The organism is Pseudomonas sp. GM21 (genome assembly GCF_000282215.1).
GTDB lineage: Bacteria > Pseudomonadota > Gammaproteobacteria > Pseudomonadales > Pseudomonadaceae > Aquipseudomonas.
In genome coordinates this window covers 1-16,221 of sequence record NZ_AKJS01000132.1, presented here as the reverse complement: position 1 = coordinate 16,221, position 16,221 = coordinate 1, and the positions used below count along the sequence as shown (strand labels likewise).

Here is a 16,221-nt window from a genome sequence, read left to right as displayed (position 1 = left end):
GAAATGCAAAGGGCGCCCCGAAAGGCGCCCGCTATCACGTCAGGATGGTTCCGCATCCATGCGTCGAGCGATGACATCCAGCACATCGCAACCGTCGCGCAAGGGCACGCAGCAGAGCAATGCGAAGTCGCTGAGGATGACCGAGTCAGTCGTGATGTCACCTCGCATTGCGAGGTTTTCGAGGATCTGCGTCACGGCCCGAATTCTGTAACTGGCCGTGCTGAGCAGAGAGTGCAGCGGTTGGGTGGTGTTGACGAACAGCGAGGGTAAATCGTCGGCGTTGCTGGTTAGAGCCATGTATTCATTCATAAGTGATCACCATGATAGGAAGAAGACCTACCACTCAATCGTCGCCAAACAATAGGGTGGTAGCTGTACGCGGGTTGGCGAACCGGGCCATGGTAAAAACCGGCAGACCCTAAGGTCTCCCACGCACAGCCACCAAAAAGAGGCAGCCAAGTGCGCTCAAAAACGCTCCGAGAAATACTCGGAGGCTTCTGTACCATGGAATCGAGTCGCCAAACCCGATACGCCATTTGGGGCGCGGGTCGACTATAGGCTTCATGGTAAAAACACAGCAATGCGCAAGTGTACGGACAATTCCCAGTGTCGTGTAGGATGTTGCCTTTTCGAAAATTGGCCACTTTCGTGCCATCAGTGAATTGGTGAACGACACCTGATTAGGCAGGCGTTGATTGGCAATTCACAAATCCCACCCACAAAAAAACGGTCGCCAAGTACGAATGCCGATTTTTTAAGGTGCAAAACCTGTGGGAGCGAGCCTGCTCGCGATGGCGGATTGTCAGGCAACGCAAGTGTTGGCTGTGCCAACGTCATCGCGAGCAGGCTCGCTCCCACAAGGATTGCGGTAACTGATTGGCATTAGTCACTGATGAAAGGTTCCAGATCGCGAGGGGTCAGGCCTTGCTGATCCATGCGGAATTTGATGGCCTCAATCGGATCGGAGGGCGGCATTGGGTAATGCTCGTCTTCGTATTTCTCGATGAGCAGCGCCAGAATTTCCAGCTCATCGCCTTCAGGTGAACCAATGTCTGCCCCCCACAGTTGCTCCACTCGAGCAAATGCAGCGGCCAAGTCTTCCTGGCTGCGAATGGGTTTAATGTTCATTACACGGTCTCCGCGTTGATCTGATCACATTGGGCGTGGGTGCCAACGAATCTAATGAAGCCGAGCTGTCGTTGACAAAAAACCGGCCACTCGGGCCGGTTGATAGATCACTGAAATAAGGTCATCAGCTTTGCTGCAATACCTTAAGTGCTGCCGAGGCAAGAAAACCTGAACGGCTTTTCTCTTCGGGATGATGCAGTACGTACTCATCGATGCGGTTGAGCAGGTAGCCGGGCAGTGTGATATTGAGTTTCTGGGCTTTGCCCAGATACTTGGTGACATCAATATCCACCAGAGCCCAGGTGCAGCCTGCGTACTGCGGATTGGCCGCATGAAGAGTGACTTTGTTCGCGGGCGGAATCGGCGAACCGTCTTCGGCCAGAATTTCGAAATGGCCCTCAATGGCTTCGCGAGCCATCGCCATCGCATCGTCCAAATCTTCACCGGCAGAGAAGCAGCCAGGAATATCCGGTACATCCACGCCCCAAGCGTGGTCGTTATCGCCTATTGAAATCGCAATCGGATAAAGCATGTTCATTGTCCTCCTGGGACGCCGCGCGTGGAGATCGTCAGAGCAGCGCCTGTTGCAAAATACTGATCGCCGTTTTTTTGAGCAGATCCTTTTTCGGATGAGGAACTGTCACCAGCCCTGGTTTGGTCGGATGCTTGAAGTGATGATGACTCCCCCTGATTCGAACCAGGTACCAGCCATCCGCAACGAGTTGGCTTATCAAAAATGGACTATTCACATCACCTCCCTGTGGTGTGCTTAGGTGGTTACTATACCTATTGAATTTTTACGATCAACACTATAACCACTGAGCCTTCTCTGGCGGCGCTGATCAGGTGCGAAGAAATCACTCTAGGAGGGCGGGAAGAGAGGGGTTGTCGATAACCTCAAATGAGGCGTTTTCTGTATTGCAGGGTTTTGCATCCCTACCGAAACGCCACGTTGTTCAATTCTCAGGCATAAAAAAACCGGCCACTCAGGACCGGTTTTTTTCTATCTGTATGTTCCCCGTCAAAACCATCTCAACGTGAGACCAAAATTCGATTGGAGCGGGTGAAGGGAATCGAAGCGTCTAGCAAATACTGGGTCTTTGTGGTGATTAATGGTTAAGGCATACATGTAGGCATACAAGGTGCTGCCTGCTGTGTACTGGTATCGAGTAGCAGACCCCGCAATTCAATAGGTCCTAAGCGTGGTAAAGACCCGGCCAAAGACAAGTAACTATGACAGATAACTGCCCTCTCCTAAGGGGAAGGTTGGCAGTTCGAACCTGCCCTGGGACACCATATAATTCGGGCCTCTCAAAGCTTTTTCCTGACAGATAAGTTTGGCTGTGACAGCGGGGTGGCAGCAAGAGGTTGAAAGAAGCCTCGCGGGACTATGCTCAGGCGGGGCTTTTTTTTGCCGGTTGTCGCCTCTCACGAAGGGTTATATCGGCAGTGCTGAACTTCCCGTTTCGGTATGACAAGTACGCTGCTTTGAATTTGAGCTTCTCAATCACCAGTGGCCATGTTCCAGCCAGCGTTCGATGCTTTCTCGCATAGGCCCTGCATCGGCCCAGGCGGCGGCGTCTACACGCTTGAGCTGTTCCACTTTTTGCTCAAAGGTACGCCAGTGCATGCCCTTCGGCTTTGGGATGTATTCGGCAGGAACGGTTAGGAAGCCTTCGGGGCAGCCTAGGGCGCTGCGCAGCTTCCACGAATGATCTGCGGCACGGTCGCGCTTGTTGGCCTGCTGGCTCTCGTAGTTGAGGCGCAGACAGAGACGGCAGGCGAACACGCGGCTCAGGTACAGCTTGGCGACTCGCCGGCCACAACAGGGGCACAGAAACTACGCCCGATTGCCCCCTAAGTGGCAGGGTGTCCAGGTAATCGGGACGGGGTAATCCTTAGACTCGGATTCTCCATTCGTTGTCAATCGATACCGCAGGCGCAGACGGTTTAGATTTTCGACGCCAATGCCGATTGTCCCGACCAATTCACCACTGCGCTTCCACATCCAGTTGCAGGTAGAGCCAGCGCGAATCAGCCCCGCACGGTGTAGCGCTCGAATGTCGATGGAGCGGTAGTCATCTGTCGAGTTCTTTTCCTTTGCTCTGCCCATTTTTGGAACCTAAATCAATTGGAAAATTCGCTATCAATACCGCGAACCCATGGTCCGCTTCTGGCCGAATGTTGCATGTCGCGAAGGGCTGCAGTCGACCCAAAGCAGCCCTTTGCGAAAGGCTGTTTACAACTGTGGATTCAACACACTGGATTTTGTGTAAGCGGGATCTCGGTTAAACCGGCGCTAGCAGCGCCTTGGGTGCTGCATTCGAGGCTTCAGACCACGCATTTCGGTCAACCTGGGGACGCGCTACACAGATCAGCTGTTGCTGTGATCGGCCGCCTTGGCTTTGCTTTGAGCTACAGCGGCATCAGCCTTCTGTTTCTGTGCAACCTGGTAGGCTTCCATCGAGACTTTCCGGGCCGACTCCATGCGATTGAACGTCTTGTCACCACCACCTGTGGCCATCGCCAGAGAAGAAACGGTCAGAGCGGCGATTACGAAGAGAGCTTTCATGGATTTCATTGGGGTATCCTCAAGTGAAACTTTGTGAACTGCTAACAGCGGGGTTTGTTTGCTAAAGCTGAACATCCTTGTTCAACGTGGCCTCATCATCCAGCCAGGGCGGTGTTTCTTACCGACTAGGTGCCTTGCTCCATATGCAGTTCGGTATCTCTGTTTTTTGCCCAAACGGTGAGCAGTACCATCGCCCCGAATCCACCGACGATGAGAACAGGATAGGCTGCCAGCAACTCCACCAGCGAGTACTTCCAGGCCAGCGGACGACAAACACCCAGCATGGCGGCATAGAACCACGACACGCCAGAGAGCGCTCCCGAGAACAGCGCCAGCATGCGCAGGTTGAAGGAGAGTTTCAGTAACGAACCGGCTTTTTTCAGCGCCGGCATTACCGCGCTATGCAACAGGAAGCCGTTAAAGGTCAACAGCACAACTATGCCGATTTTGGCTTGCAATTTTGGATTGAGGAAATACTCCATCCCCTTGCCCGCATAATCTATCCCGATAATACCAATGCCCGTAATCCAAAGAGCTACAAGTGCAAGTCCTACGATTTTTTGAAGACTTTCCAAGTGCGCGTCATTGTGGTGCCCTGACGCATCCCCCTTCAGGAGTTGCTTGACCATTGCAATGTCACTGGTCAAAACCAGCCCGATTGCCACACAGCAGGCGATAAGATGAAAATATACAACGCCCAAACGCGCAAATTCCACGGTGGACGAAGAAAACATACTAAGTTCCATGGTGACCTCTTGGTTATAACGCAGGATCAACTTGGCTCTCGGCAAGGCATGTTTGGAGTTTGCCGTTGCTGATTACAGCTAAGGTCCAGAAGTAGTATTAATTAATCTTGCAGCATTACGCTGTCAGGACAATAGCAATTTTCGCGAATGAATTTTTAATCATTCGATAATGTCCATTTTCAGGTAAAAAAACAAAATCCGCACTTGATGTATATGTAGTTTAACTTTCGCTTCTGGGGGGGCAGGCCTGGTTCGGAAACCTGTTAGCGTGTGGATCAGACAATGCTGGTGGGGTCGGCGGGGCTTCCACCCCATTCGAGGAAACGGATCTTGTGAACTTCGCCCTTACTGTCTTCGTAGACCAAGGTCACCGGTACCACGCCGGTCTTATCGGAGGTATCCGTGCGCTGCAGTACCCGTTTCACATCGATGTCCATCCCGTAGTGGTATTCGACGGCTGATACATGCGCGCCGGGATCTAGCAGGTTGTTATGGTCGAAGACACTTGGTGCAAGACTGGAAATCACGGCACTGACAATTGTGGCCATGCTCATAAGGTTGTACCTCCACTGAAGTTCACTTAATGAGGACTTAATGTGACACGTGATGGAGGTGAAGTTCGCCTCGCCGCGACGAACGCGCCTGCCTGAAAAGCCTGTAGCGGATGCAAACTCCCGGCAATTCCCCGCGCTTGACGCCCCTCGACCATTCGTCCATTAAACGCCGTATTTGCTGGTCAAAGTCTGTTTTTGAAGGATGTCATCTCATGTCTTGATGGATTCTCGCGCAAGGTTTCACTTGGTGGCTGTGACGGTACATGGGCCGAAAACACCTGCTATCGGGCTAGGGGAGATATACGGGGTATTGATGGGCTGCTGCCTGTCGTGATGGACTGAAAGCTACCCAAGTTACCGTTTGCCACGCCTGGTAAAATCGGAGTTCCAGTTCATTATCGACCCCGAATCGCTGATATCATTCTTATTTGAAAAACACCCCCAGACCTTAAGAATCATTCCCAATTAAACAACGTTTTTTCCACCGCTGATTGGATCCGTAATACGGCAAATTAAGTGCATACACTGGAATTTATACCTCTGCCTATTTCGGAGATCGAACCCAATTAAGGAACCAGACGTGCACAGAGAATGGGGAAAACTCTTGCCAGTAACCGGATGGGCGGTCGTGGTTGAGCACGACCCAACACTGCGCATGTTGATGGTTGAAATCTTGACCGAAATCGGTCTTCGCTCATTGGATTTCGAAACCGCCGATGATGCTTTGAACTACCTACTGAGCATGCCAGAGGGTTGTCCGCTGGTGATTGCGGATCATGATTTGCCGGGTCACCTCAAAGGTATTGGACTCATAAAGAAGGTGAAGGCGAGGTGGCCTTCTACCGCTACGATTCTCACTTCCGGCTACGGGCTGGATGCCTCAATTGTGCCCTACTCAACGCTATACCTGGAGAAGCCCTTATTTATGGACGATCTGGTTGTGGCTGTAGCAAAGCTACTTCAGCCTGGTCACCCCCTCAGAAAAACGTCGTGACGGTTTATGAACCATGAGTTTGCCTACGCTCCGTTTTACATGCTTGCATGAGGGCCACCCCGGGCAATATTTGTATTCAGAGCTGATGCTTGAATCGAGTGTCTGCTTTTACCCTGGTGATGATGACATTTGAGTTTTCGGGCTACTGGTTGAAGGCCAAGCAAGTGGTCGGATCATGGAGCTTTGATATCAGCCCTAACTCTGAAGACGCCCCCGAAGTGGAACAGGAGTGCCCAAAATGCTTTTGGTCGCCATTGTGCGACAGTCCGCAATGGGGCGCTGCTTGTCATGAAGGGCTGCAATCAATCCAAAAATAGCCGGTGAAAAGTGGCTGCAATCTGGTCGGGCTGTTTTTCTTTGGCATGACCTCGTCCTTTCCGTGCCTACGTTAATAGCTGAACAGATCGATGAGTGATAACACTGCCCCCGTGGAAAAAATGAGGAGGATCAGTACGAAGGTTTGGATTATCGGCGTATTACGCATGTGAGTGATCCGTCGGAATGGGCAGTGCATCTCGTTCAAGATTTTCGGTGACTAGAAATCTTGTTGCCTTAGTACCCAATCCAACAGCTATCACGCTGATGAGAAAGAAGCTGACGAGGAAAAACCACCAGAGGATATTGAGTTGGTTGGTGGCGGCAATCGAGTTAGTCATACTACGGTGCAGGCATTTGAACAATACATCGGCTAAATGCATAGGGAGGCCCCCCAGGTGTGCTGCTTATCTAGTTGTAGTAGCTTCAACGACCCAATAATTCCCTAGATGTGAACATTGCATTCTCTATGCCAGAGCTGAACGTTGTTTAATTTCTGGTCGAAGTGATCCATAGCGGCGCACAAGGAGGTGCCGCTTGCGGTATTTCGGCAACAAAACTAATCAGATAGCACGGTATTAAAGCCCATGTATGGGGATTGTTTCCCCGGAGTGCGGGGATAACCGCCCAGTGCGGCCAAAGCAAGGGGGCATTGAGGGGGGAAAAATTTGGAGTGAACGCTAACCACAGACCTCAGTGACAGCCCTCTCGGTGCGTTTAATTTTTTGCTTGAGATCAGTGGTTATGCGCTGTTTTTTAAATTGCTGTTCGAGAAAAGCCTGACTCCCTTGGTTTTTCAATTCTGCATCGGTGGCAGCGTTTTTCGCCTCCAACTGGGCAGCGTGAGCGTTTATGACAGCTTCAACCTCAGCATCATTGTTTGCCGTATCCAGCGCGTTGACCAATCTGGCGACCTCAGTATGCTCGGCGTCTTCGTATGCTTCGATAGACAGTCCCGCAGCCATCGCTCGCGCTCGAGTTTCCAGGGTTTTCAGAAGCTGCTGTGATGCCTTGCACACCGTATCCTTTCGTTCGTTCTCGATAGATTTCCATTCCATCAGCTTATGCGTCGTCACACCAATCATCGTGATGAAGACGGTGGCCCCAATCAAACTGCCTCTCACGTTTCGCTACCTCAAATGAGTTTTGTGAGTGATTCCCGAATCCGTTAGAGATATTAGAAGCGTAGCAGGACGGCGCTAAAAATGGCTTCGAGTCGTTTTTTGCCATGACTGACTGCTTTTGGCCGATTGCTGCCCCGCTCGAGACACAACAAACAATCTGCGCGCTTCGCACGGAAAGTAAGCATTCAAGCTGCTCTGCGTGACAAGTGCAATTGCGCCCAAGATTGGGGAAGTGGGTTTGGACTTTCCTCACTTGTGTGGATAGCAGACATTAACTGGTTGAATTTAATACGAACAATTTGTGGCACAGATCTTGCCGATTGACCGTGTAGCCAAGCTATCAATACCTTGGAGAACACGATGACAATGGGTTCGCTTCGCCCTCATAACTCAGTATTCAAAGACAATTACCCTGGACTGAAGGTGCCGGTTTTTGTCGGCCTGCTGGGTGTTCTCTGGCTGATGGTCAGCCAGGGAGCGGAGGCGGCGATCCAGTGCCAACGCACGTTGGTGGCCAATGTCGTCGCAATGGACCAACCGCTGATATTCAATCGGCTCGGTGCGCAGAACGTCAATGGCATGATGTTCGCCTTGCGCAGCGATGTCGTGGATACCAATGGTGTGTTGATTACGCAAGGCGGCGCAGCCGTACCCGGGCGCGTCATTCTACGTCCGGACAAGCGCCCGCGACCTCTAGTGTTGCGGGTTGCCGCTGGCGATTGCCTCACGGTCAATGTGCAGAACTTGCTGGCATTCCAGGCCAACCCCAACGGACAGGACGATCACCAAGAGGGGGCTGTTGGCGGTGAACTGCATGTCGACAATCAGGTTCTGGATCGCCATGTCGGCTTCCAGGTCACAGGCCTGCAGGCAGTGAATTCAATCAATGACATTGCCGCCAACACCGGACGCAATGACAACAACCTGCTGGCACCGGGGGGAAGCCGGAGCTATACCCTCTTTGCCGAGCGCGAGGGCACGTTCGTTGCGACCAGCTACGGCGCAACATTCGGCGGGGAAGGTTCAGCGGGCAACGTGAGTAATGGCCTGTTTGGCCAGATAGTGGTCTTGCCCAAGGGCGGACGCGCGTACCACAACACGGTGACCGAGGAAGAAATGCGTCTGGCAACTCGGGGACGCACTCCGGCCGGTCAACCAATCATTGACTATGAAGCGCGCTACCCGAGCCGCGAGCCGTGGATTGCGGAAGGCAAGGCCGGCAAGCCGATACTCAACATGGTCGATGGCAGTGAAATCATCGCCAGTAATACCGATGCCCTGGTAATGGGCCCCAATTCCGACGGTAGTTTCCCCGCGTCTACCTATCCGCTCGAGAGTCAGGGCAAACGCAATCCTGCTCTGCCCAACCGTCTGGAACCGTTCCGCGATTTTGCAGCAGCGCTTCACGACCAGTCGGCAGTCGTCCAGGCATTTCCCGGGTATTGGGGTGACCCGGTATTTGGTCAAATGCTCGATCCGGTTCGCGATGCCTTCATGATCAACTATGGCGCTGGCGGAGTGGGAGCCGAGGTGATTGCCAACCGCGTGGGCGTCGGTCCGATGCATGACTGCCTGTCCTGTGCCTACGAAGAATTTTTCCTCAGCGCGCATGCCGTCGGTGATATCGCCATGCTGGTGGACGTGCCGGCCAACGTCGGCCTCGAACAGTTGGCTCCTGGCCAAGTGCCGCAGGCACAAAGCGTTGGCATCAAGGCGAGCATGGCGCTGTATCCGGCCGAACCGTCCAATGTCAACCACAGTTACTTGGGGGATGCGGTCAAGTTTCGCAATGTCAGCGTTGGCTACGAGCAGCACGTGTTCCACCTTCATGGTCACCAGTGGCTGTTCAATCCCAACGACGATAACTCCGACTACATGGATGCGCAGGGTGTGGGACCGGGTTCGGGTTATACCTATGAAATCGCCAATGGCGGTTCCGGGAACCGCAATCGGGTGGTCGGCGATGCCATTTATCACTGCCATTTCTACCCACACTTTGCCCAAGGCATGTGGGCCATGTGGCGTATTCATGATGTGTTCGAAGAGGGCACCCGGCTAGCTGTAACTGAAGACGGAGAGGCCGGTTTCCATGACCAACCCTTTGCGTTACGCAGCGGCCTTCCGGCACGGCAGGCAAGGGCGCTGCCCGACGGCGAGATCATTGCCGGCACGCCGATCCCGGCCATTGTGCCATTGCCGGGCAAGGCCTTACCGCCAATTCCTGGCAAAGTAGTGGTGATCCCCAAGGTCAGCGGCGAACAGATAGCTGGCACCGATGAAGAAAATGAGTCTGGTGACGATTCCGGCTCGAACGCCCCGGCCCAAGGCCGGATTGTCGGTTCGCTGGCGTTGGTTGACCGAAGCGAAGCCAACCGCAATGCGGATGGAAGCCTGAAAAACCCAGGTTATCCGTTCTGGATCGGCGGGCTGGAAAGCACGGTTGGCCAACGTCCGCCCACACCGCCATTGGACATGCTGGATGCGACAAAAGCCCAGGCCTTGCGCGATACCGGCAAGGCCCTATGGGCTGCACTCGATCCAGCCCAGGCAGGCGGTTGGGATGGTGGTCTGCCACGGCATGCCCTGGATGGCTGGTCTGCGGGTGGCGAAGCGCATATGGCAACTACCACATTAGACATGAGCAAAGAGGTCCAGCGCGCAAAACCGGTGTATTTCCCCGAGGAGGGCACCGAGGTCGAACAATCGGCGATGGCCTTCCACGCCCAGCCCGCGCACGCCAGCTATGCCGTGCTGCCGAGCGGCCAGTTGCAACCGCGGAATTTCCTAACCAATGGTGCGCCGCCTGTGGCGGGCGCCCCCTTCTTCGAACCCTGCATGGATGACCGCCAAATGCGCTTGACCCGCAGTGCCGGGGCCGGTTTCTTCAACAGTGGTGAACGACTCGACGGTCAGTCCTTCACCGGCTTCTCGCCCTACAGTGCGGACCACCCGCGAGTCTACAAAGGCGCCAACATCCAGTTCGATGCGGTGTTCAACAAGGTCGGATACCACTTCCCACAGACTCGTATCCTGACCCTTTGGGAGGACGCCTGGCCGGTGATCAACAAACAGCGCCCACCGGAACCCCTTGTCATGCGCATGAATACATTTGACTGCACGATGTATCAGCACACGAATCTGGTGCCGTCGGTATACGAATTGGACGATTACCAGGTTCGCACGCCCACCGATATCATCGGGCAGCACATCCACCTGCCAAAGTGGGACCTGACCTCCGCCGATGGTTCGGCCAATGGCTGGAACTATGAAGATGGTGTGCTTTCGCCGTCCAGCGTGGTTGAGCGCATTCACGCCATAAGAGTTTTCAACAGTTGTCAGGATGGTGATTCGCGCGAGGGCACAGCGGACTGTCCAGTTGCTAAATCCCATCCGTATTTCGGACGGTTCAACCGAGCCGACTGGGTCGGCGCACGTACCACTCTGCAGCGTTGGTTCGCCGACCCGGTGGTGAACATTCATAACGTCGACCGGGGACTGGGCAATATCTTTACCCATGACCATTTTGGCCCCTCAACACACCAACAGATCGGTCTCTATGGGACGGTACTTGCCGAACCTGCCGGTTCCAGCTGGTTCCATGCCGAGACGGGAGAGCCCTTGTACAATGGTGGCGGTCGCCAGGACGGTGGACCAACTTCCTGGCAGGCGGTGATAACTACCGGCGATCACAACGGCGACGGCAAGAACGACAGCTTCCGTGAGTTTTTCCTCGAGTTCAGTGACTATCAGCATGCCTATGAAGCGGGCGTGTACGTGGGGGCAGGTCCGGATGGCATTCCCGACGCGGCGGCCTATCCGGCAACTGCCGATAGCTTCCGCTATGCAATCAATCCACCTGCGAGGGCGAACGCCGGCAATCTGCTGGACTCAGTGGTGGAGGGTGCCGGGGGCATTCTGCTGACGTGCCCGGTGCGACCTTGTCCGCAAGCTATTTCGGCGTCCGATCCGGGCATCTTCGTCGTCAACTACCGCCACGAACCGTTGGGACTGCGCATCTATGATCCTGCCAAAATGGCCCCGGATGGCAACCGTGGCATGCAGGCCGATGGTTTGGGTGGCGACCTTGCCTTTGCCCTACAGAACCGTACCGACCGCGCTATCCCGGCCTTCAATCTGGAGCCTGGCAAGATCAACTCGGCGACGGGGCCCACTGGCGGGATCACCCGATTCCCGCCGCACATCAATCGCGGCGACCTTCCGGGCGACCCCTTCACACCGATGTTGCGCACCTATTCCGGCGACAATGTGCGCCTGCGTGTGAATGCCGGTGGCCATGAAGAGGAACACAACGTCACCCTCCACGGAGTGAAATGGCTGCATTCCGGTACCGGCTTCGGTAACAGCTCCAACACCGGCTGGAAGGCCGCGCAGATGGTGGGTATTTCCGAGCAGCTCGGTTTCATGGCGCCGGTGGCAATGATGTCCAGCGCCAGCAGCGATACCGGCGACTACCTGTATTCCATGGATGCCTCGCTCGAGGGTTATTGGAGCGGATTGTGGGGTGTCATGCGCAATTACACACTACCGCGCAATGACCTGTTCGCTTTGCCCAACAATCCAAGACCCGTAGCGGCACGCAACACGGTGAACTTCAGCGGTGTGTGCCCACGTATCTCACCGAATCCGAATGGCATCGGCACCCGACCCACCGTGCAGCGCAACTATGAGATCGTGGCGGCGCTGGCCAATGACATTCTCGGGAATCCGTTGAACCTGACCATCGGTGATCCGGCGGGGGCCGGCCAGCACGTCGGCGGGCCGCTAAATTCCCTTGGAGGCACGCTGGTCTACAACCCTCGGCCGGTGTCTGTGCCGCTGGTAAGCGTGTTTGATCCAGAGGATGGCGAGACGTTCACCATCGGCGGGCAATCCGGCCCGCTGCACGACCCGACGGCAATCCTCTATGTGCGCAAGGCGGATCTTGATCCAATCACCGGCAAGCTGAAGGCGGGCGTTCCTGTGGAACCTTTGGTGCTACGGGCAGCGGCGGGAGATTGCATCAACATTACTCTGGAAAACCGCCTGCCGATCACAATGCCGGACCTGCCTAACTTCGCGGTCATGCAGGGCACAGTCAAACGTGATCGATTGGGGGCGCAAGGTGCAACCACGTTCAACAACAATCTGATGCGCCCCTCAAGTCACGTCGGACTGCATGCGCAACTATTGACCTACGACATCAGCAAGTCGGACGGTTTCAACGTCGGTCTTAACCCGGTGCAAACCGTTCCACCACGTCTGGGTGGCGCCAGTGTGTGGCCCAGCCGTACCTACCAATACTACGCCGGGCATTTTGAACGCGCCGGGCAACCGGTGGCCTCACAACTGGGTCGCAACGTTGACATTATCGAGGCTACCCCCATCGAGTTTGGTGGTCTGAACATGATGCCGGCTGATCCCATCAAGCAGCCGCAGAAAGGTCTGGTTGGCGCCATGTCGATCGTACCCCAAGGCGCAACATGGCAAGAGGATGCCAGTTCGCGAGCCTCTGCCACGGTACAACCCATTGGTGGCGCTGCCTACCGTGACTTTGCCATGGTCTGGCAGAAATCCTTGAACATGCGCTGGGCAAACGGTCGACCGGTCGAGAACATGTCTTCGGAGGGGCCGGGAATCCCTAACGATCCCAAAGATAACTCGGACATGGCCATTAACTACAAGACCGAACCGCTCTGGTATCGCTTTGCTCGTGCGCCGAATGCGCCTTTTGGTTTGGCAGGCGGTAATGGGCTGGGTGCGGTGACCAACGCTCATATGGCTTATAGCAATGCCTTGGTGGGTGGAGATCCGGTGACACCAATCCTGCACGTAAAACCTGGCCAACCGTTTCGCACTCACGTGATGATGCCTTCGGGCGGTAGCCGTGGCGCGACCTTCCAGCTGGACGGCCACGTCTGGGCGTTTAACCCCTTCCAGGCGCAGTGGGTCGATTTCTCCGGTTACCCAATGCGAAACGCCGGGATCGGCTCGGTACGCTTCGGCTACAATCCGTTGGCGATGTACATCGGTGCACAAGAAAGCGTGCTGCCGGCAGCCCACTTCAGTTTCATGTTTCCTTCCGCGGGAGGCAGTAATGCAATACCTGGTGATTACCTGTACCGAGACTACGCAGCCTTTGGCAACGTCGGAGGCCTGTGGGGCCTGTTGCGGGTGAGCCAAGAGCCGGAGCCCCCTGTATCGCCTTAGTGGTCCGATGAATGACTTGCATCCCGGCGATCCAAGAAGGGGCTGGTATTCGAAGACGGAATACGCAAACGTTGGATGGCTGTAATCATTTCGGTCCCGCTACTGATGGATGCGGGCCTCTAGCTTGGCGAGTAGGGTAACGAGCAGGGGGCAGTGGCGTCCCGTGCACTCAATGAGCCTTCGTCCAGTGGACCGCCAGAGGCAGATGGGTGACCGAGGAGATATTGGAGACACGAATGACGGCCATACATTGGATGTCGACACCGAATAAAACGCCCGGTGGAACTGCACCGACCATGCTCTGCAAAACTGGAATAGGGGCTAAACAGGTCCTCCGTGTTCTTCAAGCCCTTGGATGAGGAGGTCAAAAGCCTGTTGAAGGAATGGTGAGGTACACAGTATAGAGGCGAGCATATGCCTTTCACGACTGGCCGGAATGGCCGTTATCTGGCTTTTGCGAAGGGCAGCTATTGGCCGACTTCTGTCTGTTACGAGGGGCGAGAGAACGACCAATAGTTGACAGCGGCGAGGCAAAATCGACAGTGGATTTGCATTCAGGCGCAGGCCAAGTCCCTGATCCTGAGGACTGTGGTGGTTGAGCAGTTGGAGTGCCTGGCTGTTGCGCGGATGCCAAGGCCTGCACCGAGCAGTTCCGTAACGCGCTTGTGCAGATCTGCATCAATCGGCCGGCCCTGATACTTACCTGCAGCTTTGGCCTTCTCGATACCTTGGGCCTGACGCTCGCGGCGTTGCTCGTAATCCTTGCGCGCAATGGCTGCCATCATTTCCACCAGCATCGAGTTGATAGCGCCAAGCATCCGACCGGTGAACTCGTCGCCCTTCGTGTCCTGCATTCCCTGGTGACTGGTCGGCAGATCGAGCGCGACGATGCGCAGGCCCTTGGAATCAATCGTTGCCTTGAGCTTCTGCCAGTCCTCCACCGGCAGGCGGGAAAGCCGGTCTATCGACTCCACCAGCAGCACGTCACCCTTGCGAGCATCTTTGAGCAGACGCAGCAACTCGGGCCGGTCTGCGGAGGCGCCGCTGGCATTCTCCAAATACACGCTCGCGATGACCTTGTTATGTTCGCTGGCGAACTGGTCAAGCGAGGCTTGGGCGCGGCTGGCGTCTTGTTCTTCGGTCGATGCTCGGAGGTATGCGCGGATGAACATGATGTGCCTTCCGTATCAGTTAGGGTGCTCTACTAACACTGTTGCACTATGAGTGTCACTTATCAAGTGGAAAGGACAAATAAATTTGAATGTGCGCGTATCAGCTAAGGCATACCTATAACAGGCGTAGTCGCATTATGGCGCCTGAGATGTCTTGAGCATTCCGGTCCAGCGTTTCCATGGCCGCAATCGCGTTAGCGGCGACGCTCCCAACTCCATTCTCAGAAAGCCATTTGGTCACCTGCTCAATGGCCGCACATATGGCGTGCTGGTTGTGCAGGAGCAGTGTGAGTGCGTCTGCTGTGGCTATGTTGACTTCAGAGTTATCTGACATGGGTATCGTCCTTGAGTAACTGGTGCGGGAAGACTAGCTGAACTCGCCGCTGGCTCGAGCCACTTCTCCAGATCAGCTGACGCCAGGGCGATTACACTGACTTGACCACCCATTTGCATTCGACCTAAGCAGCCATCTGCGCCGGATTGACTCGCCTCCCCTTAGCAAACATGACCGGCAGTGAACGACCCATGCTGCCCATCGCGAAGGGCGGAGATCGGCCGTTCTCTGCCTGTCGACTCTTGTGTGTGCATTGGTCAACCGTATGCAAACGGCGGTCACCGCGAATGCAAATGTCTTGTGAGTGGCAATGCATTGGGTGGCCATGTGCGATGCAATTAAGCGTTTAGGAACACTTGAGAATTCACCACATTCAACGTGTCGCATGAGGCTAACCGCTCCACGACGACCTCTTCGCTTCGATAAAAGAGGCCGATGGTAGTGGGTAATCCTGCGTTGCTGCCTGCCTGAGCGTGGGCCGGACCAATGAGAGATCGCTGTCCCAGTGTTTGTAGAATGGGCGTCAAAGTGCGCGTGGAATCCGCAGACCAACTTTCACAGAGGCTAAACCCCCTTGAAATACTGGACTTGGGGGTTATCGCAGACGAATGAAGGAATGTGTCAAAGTCGAAAAACCGGCGCGGTTATGCCGCTTGACGGCAACACGCTGGAAGGCCGGGCCGGATCGACTACCAGCCTTTGACCCCGCTCATGTCAGGCAACTTGTGGGCGATGCCCTTGTGGCAGTCGATACAGGTGGCCTGCCCGCTGGCCAGTGCTGTGGAGTGCATATTGGCGGCGCGTTTGCCCTGACGGGTAAAGTCCATGAATTCAAAGTTATGGCAATTGCGGCATTCTCGGGAGTCGTTTGCCTTGAGCCGCCCCCACTCGTGTTCGGCCAGTTCACGCCGCATACCGAGAAATTTTTCCCGGGTATCGATCGTTCCGAATACCTTGCCCCACACCTCTTTGGAAGCCTGCATCTTGCGGGCAATCTTGTGCGTCCACTCATGCGGGACGTGGCAGTCCGGACAAGTGGCTCGTACGCCAGAGCGATTGGTGTAGTGAATGGTGT

Annotated in this window: 14 protein-coding genes, 1 tRNA gene and 2 pseudogenes; 4 read left to right on the top strand and 13 right to left on the bottom strand. The window is 55.1% G+C overall.

The genetic code is table 11. From position 1 onward, the window contains the following. Positions 1–39 precede the first annotated feature (39 nt). From PMI22_RS07785 to PMI22_RS30780, 5 genes and pseudogenes are all read right to left on the bottom strand, one after another. Positions 40–309: a hypothetical protein gene (locus PMI22_RS07785; RefSeq protein ID WP_007947603.1), complete on the bottom strand. Its 270-nt coding sequence runs from the start codon at positions 307–309 to the stop codon at positions 40–42. A gap of 582 nt (positions 310–891) precedes the next feature. Continuing rightward, positions 892–1,128: pseudogene (locus PMI22_RS0129645) on the bottom strand (helix-turn-helix domain-containing protein); the annotation flags it as partial. Beyond that, positions 1,128–1,202, bottom strand: a pseudogene (locus PMI22_RS32350) (type II toxin-antitoxin system HigB family toxin); the annotation flags it as partial. The pseudogenes PMI22_RS32350 and PMI22_RS0129645, both read right to left, overlap by 1 nt. 50 nt (positions 1,203–1,252) lie before the next feature. Then, the gene (locus tag PMI22_RS07790) at positions 1,253–1,660 is read right to left on the bottom strand and encodes a type II toxin-antitoxin system HicB family antitoxin (RefSeq protein WP_007947601.1); all 408 of its coding nucleotides are present in this window, start codon (positions 1,658–1,660) and stop codon (positions 1,253–1,255) included. 37 nt (positions 1,661–1,697) lie between these two features. Continuing rightward, positions 1,698–1,877, bottom strand: coding sequence for a type II toxin-antitoxin system HicA family toxin (locus PMI22_RS30780; RefSeq protein ID WP_081502819.1), 180 nt, complete (start codon positions 1,875–1,877; stop codon positions 1,698–1,700). Between the two features lie 444 nt (positions 1,878–2,321). Here PMI22_RS30780 and PMI22_RS31445 point away from each other — a divergent pair. Next, positions 2,322–2,424 (top strand) — tRNA-Arg (locus PMI22_RS31445). 211 nt (positions 2,425–2,635) lie between these two features. On the opposite strand, the gene PMI22_RS07795 is transcribed toward PMI22_RS31445, so the two are convergent. The 4 genes from PMI22_RS07795 to PMI22_RS07810 form a co-directional block, all read right to left on the bottom strand. Then, positions 2,636–2,917 (bottom strand): hypothetical protein, encoded by a 282-nt coding sequence (locus PMI22_RS07795; protein ID WP_007947599.1) that lies wholly within the window; start codon positions 2,915–2,917, stop codon positions 2,636–2,638. A gap of 585 nt (positions 2,918–3,502) precedes the next feature. Then, the gene (locus PMI22_RS07800; RefSeq protein ID WP_007947597.1) at positions 3,503–3,709 is read right to left on the bottom strand and encodes a co-regulatory protein PtrA N-terminal domain-containing protein; all 207 of its coding nucleotides are present in this window, start codon (positions 3,707–3,709) and stop codon (positions 3,503–3,505) included. 116 nt (positions 3,710–3,825) lie between these two features. Continuing rightward, entirely contained in the window at positions 3,826–4,446 is a 621-nt protein-coding gene (locus tag PMI22_RS07805; protein ID WP_007947596.1) for a hypothetical protein, read from the bottom strand. Between the two features lie 275 nt (positions 4,447–4,721). Beyond that, a complete protein-coding gene (locus PMI22_RS07810) occupies positions 4,722–5,000 on the bottom strand; it encodes a DUF2790 domain-containing protein (RefSeq protein WP_007947595.1) in 279 nt (92 codons plus the stop codon). A 580-nt stretch (positions 5,001–5,580) separates the two neighbouring features. Here PMI22_RS07810 and PMI22_RS07815 point away from each other — a divergent pair. Beyond that, positions 5,581–5,994 (top strand): response regulator, encoded by a 414-nt coding sequence (locus PMI22_RS07815; protein WP_007947594.1) that lies wholly within the window; start codon positions 5,581–5,583, stop codon positions 5,992–5,994. Positions 5,995–6,989: 995 nt separating this feature from the next. Here PMI22_RS07815 and PMI22_RS31440 read toward each other — a convergent pair. Continuing rightward, positions 6,990–7,433, bottom strand: a complete 444-nt coding sequence (locus PMI22_RS31440; protein ID WP_007947591.1) for a hypothetical protein — start codon at positions 7,431–7,433, stop codon at positions 6,990–6,992. Between the two features lie 462 nt (positions 7,434–7,895). Between PMI22_RS31440 and mnxG the strand changes: the two genes are divergently transcribed. Further along, positions 7,896–13,640: a manganese-oxidizing multicopper oxidase MnxG gene (mnxG, locus tag PMI22_RS07825; RefSeq protein WP_050550227.1), complete on the top strand. Its 5,745-nt coding sequence runs from the start codon at positions 7,896–7,898 to the stop codon at positions 13,638–13,640. Positions 13,641–13,876: 236 nt separating this feature from the next. Further along, positions 13,877–13,999: an antitoxin Xre/MbcA/ParS toxin-binding domain-containing protein gene (locus tag PMI22_RS30775; RefSeq protein ID WP_081502818.1), complete on the top strand. Its 123-nt coding sequence runs from the start codon at positions 13,877–13,879 to the stop codon at positions 13,997–13,999. 195 nt (positions 14,000–14,194) lie between these two features. Here PMI22_RS30775 and PMI22_RS07830 read toward each other — a convergent pair whose 3' ends face one another. The 3 genes from PMI22_RS07830 to PMI22_RS07840 form a co-directional block, all read right to left on the bottom strand. Next, positions 14,195–14,812 (bottom strand): recombinase family protein, encoded by a 618-nt coding sequence (locus PMI22_RS07830; protein ID WP_007947589.1) that lies wholly within the window; start codon positions 14,810–14,812, stop codon positions 14,195–14,197. A gap of 115 nt (positions 14,813–14,927) precedes the next feature. Next, positions 14,928–15,146, bottom strand: a complete 219-nt coding sequence (locus PMI22_RS32105; protein ID WP_007947588.1) for a hypothetical protein — start codon at positions 15,144–15,146, stop codon at positions 14,928–14,930. Positions 15,147–15,835: 689 nt separating this feature from the next. After that, on the bottom strand, positions 15,836–16,221 hold a 386-nt coding region (locus tag PMI22_RS07840; RefSeq protein ID WP_007947584.1), incomplete at its 5' end, for a NapC/NirT family cytochrome c.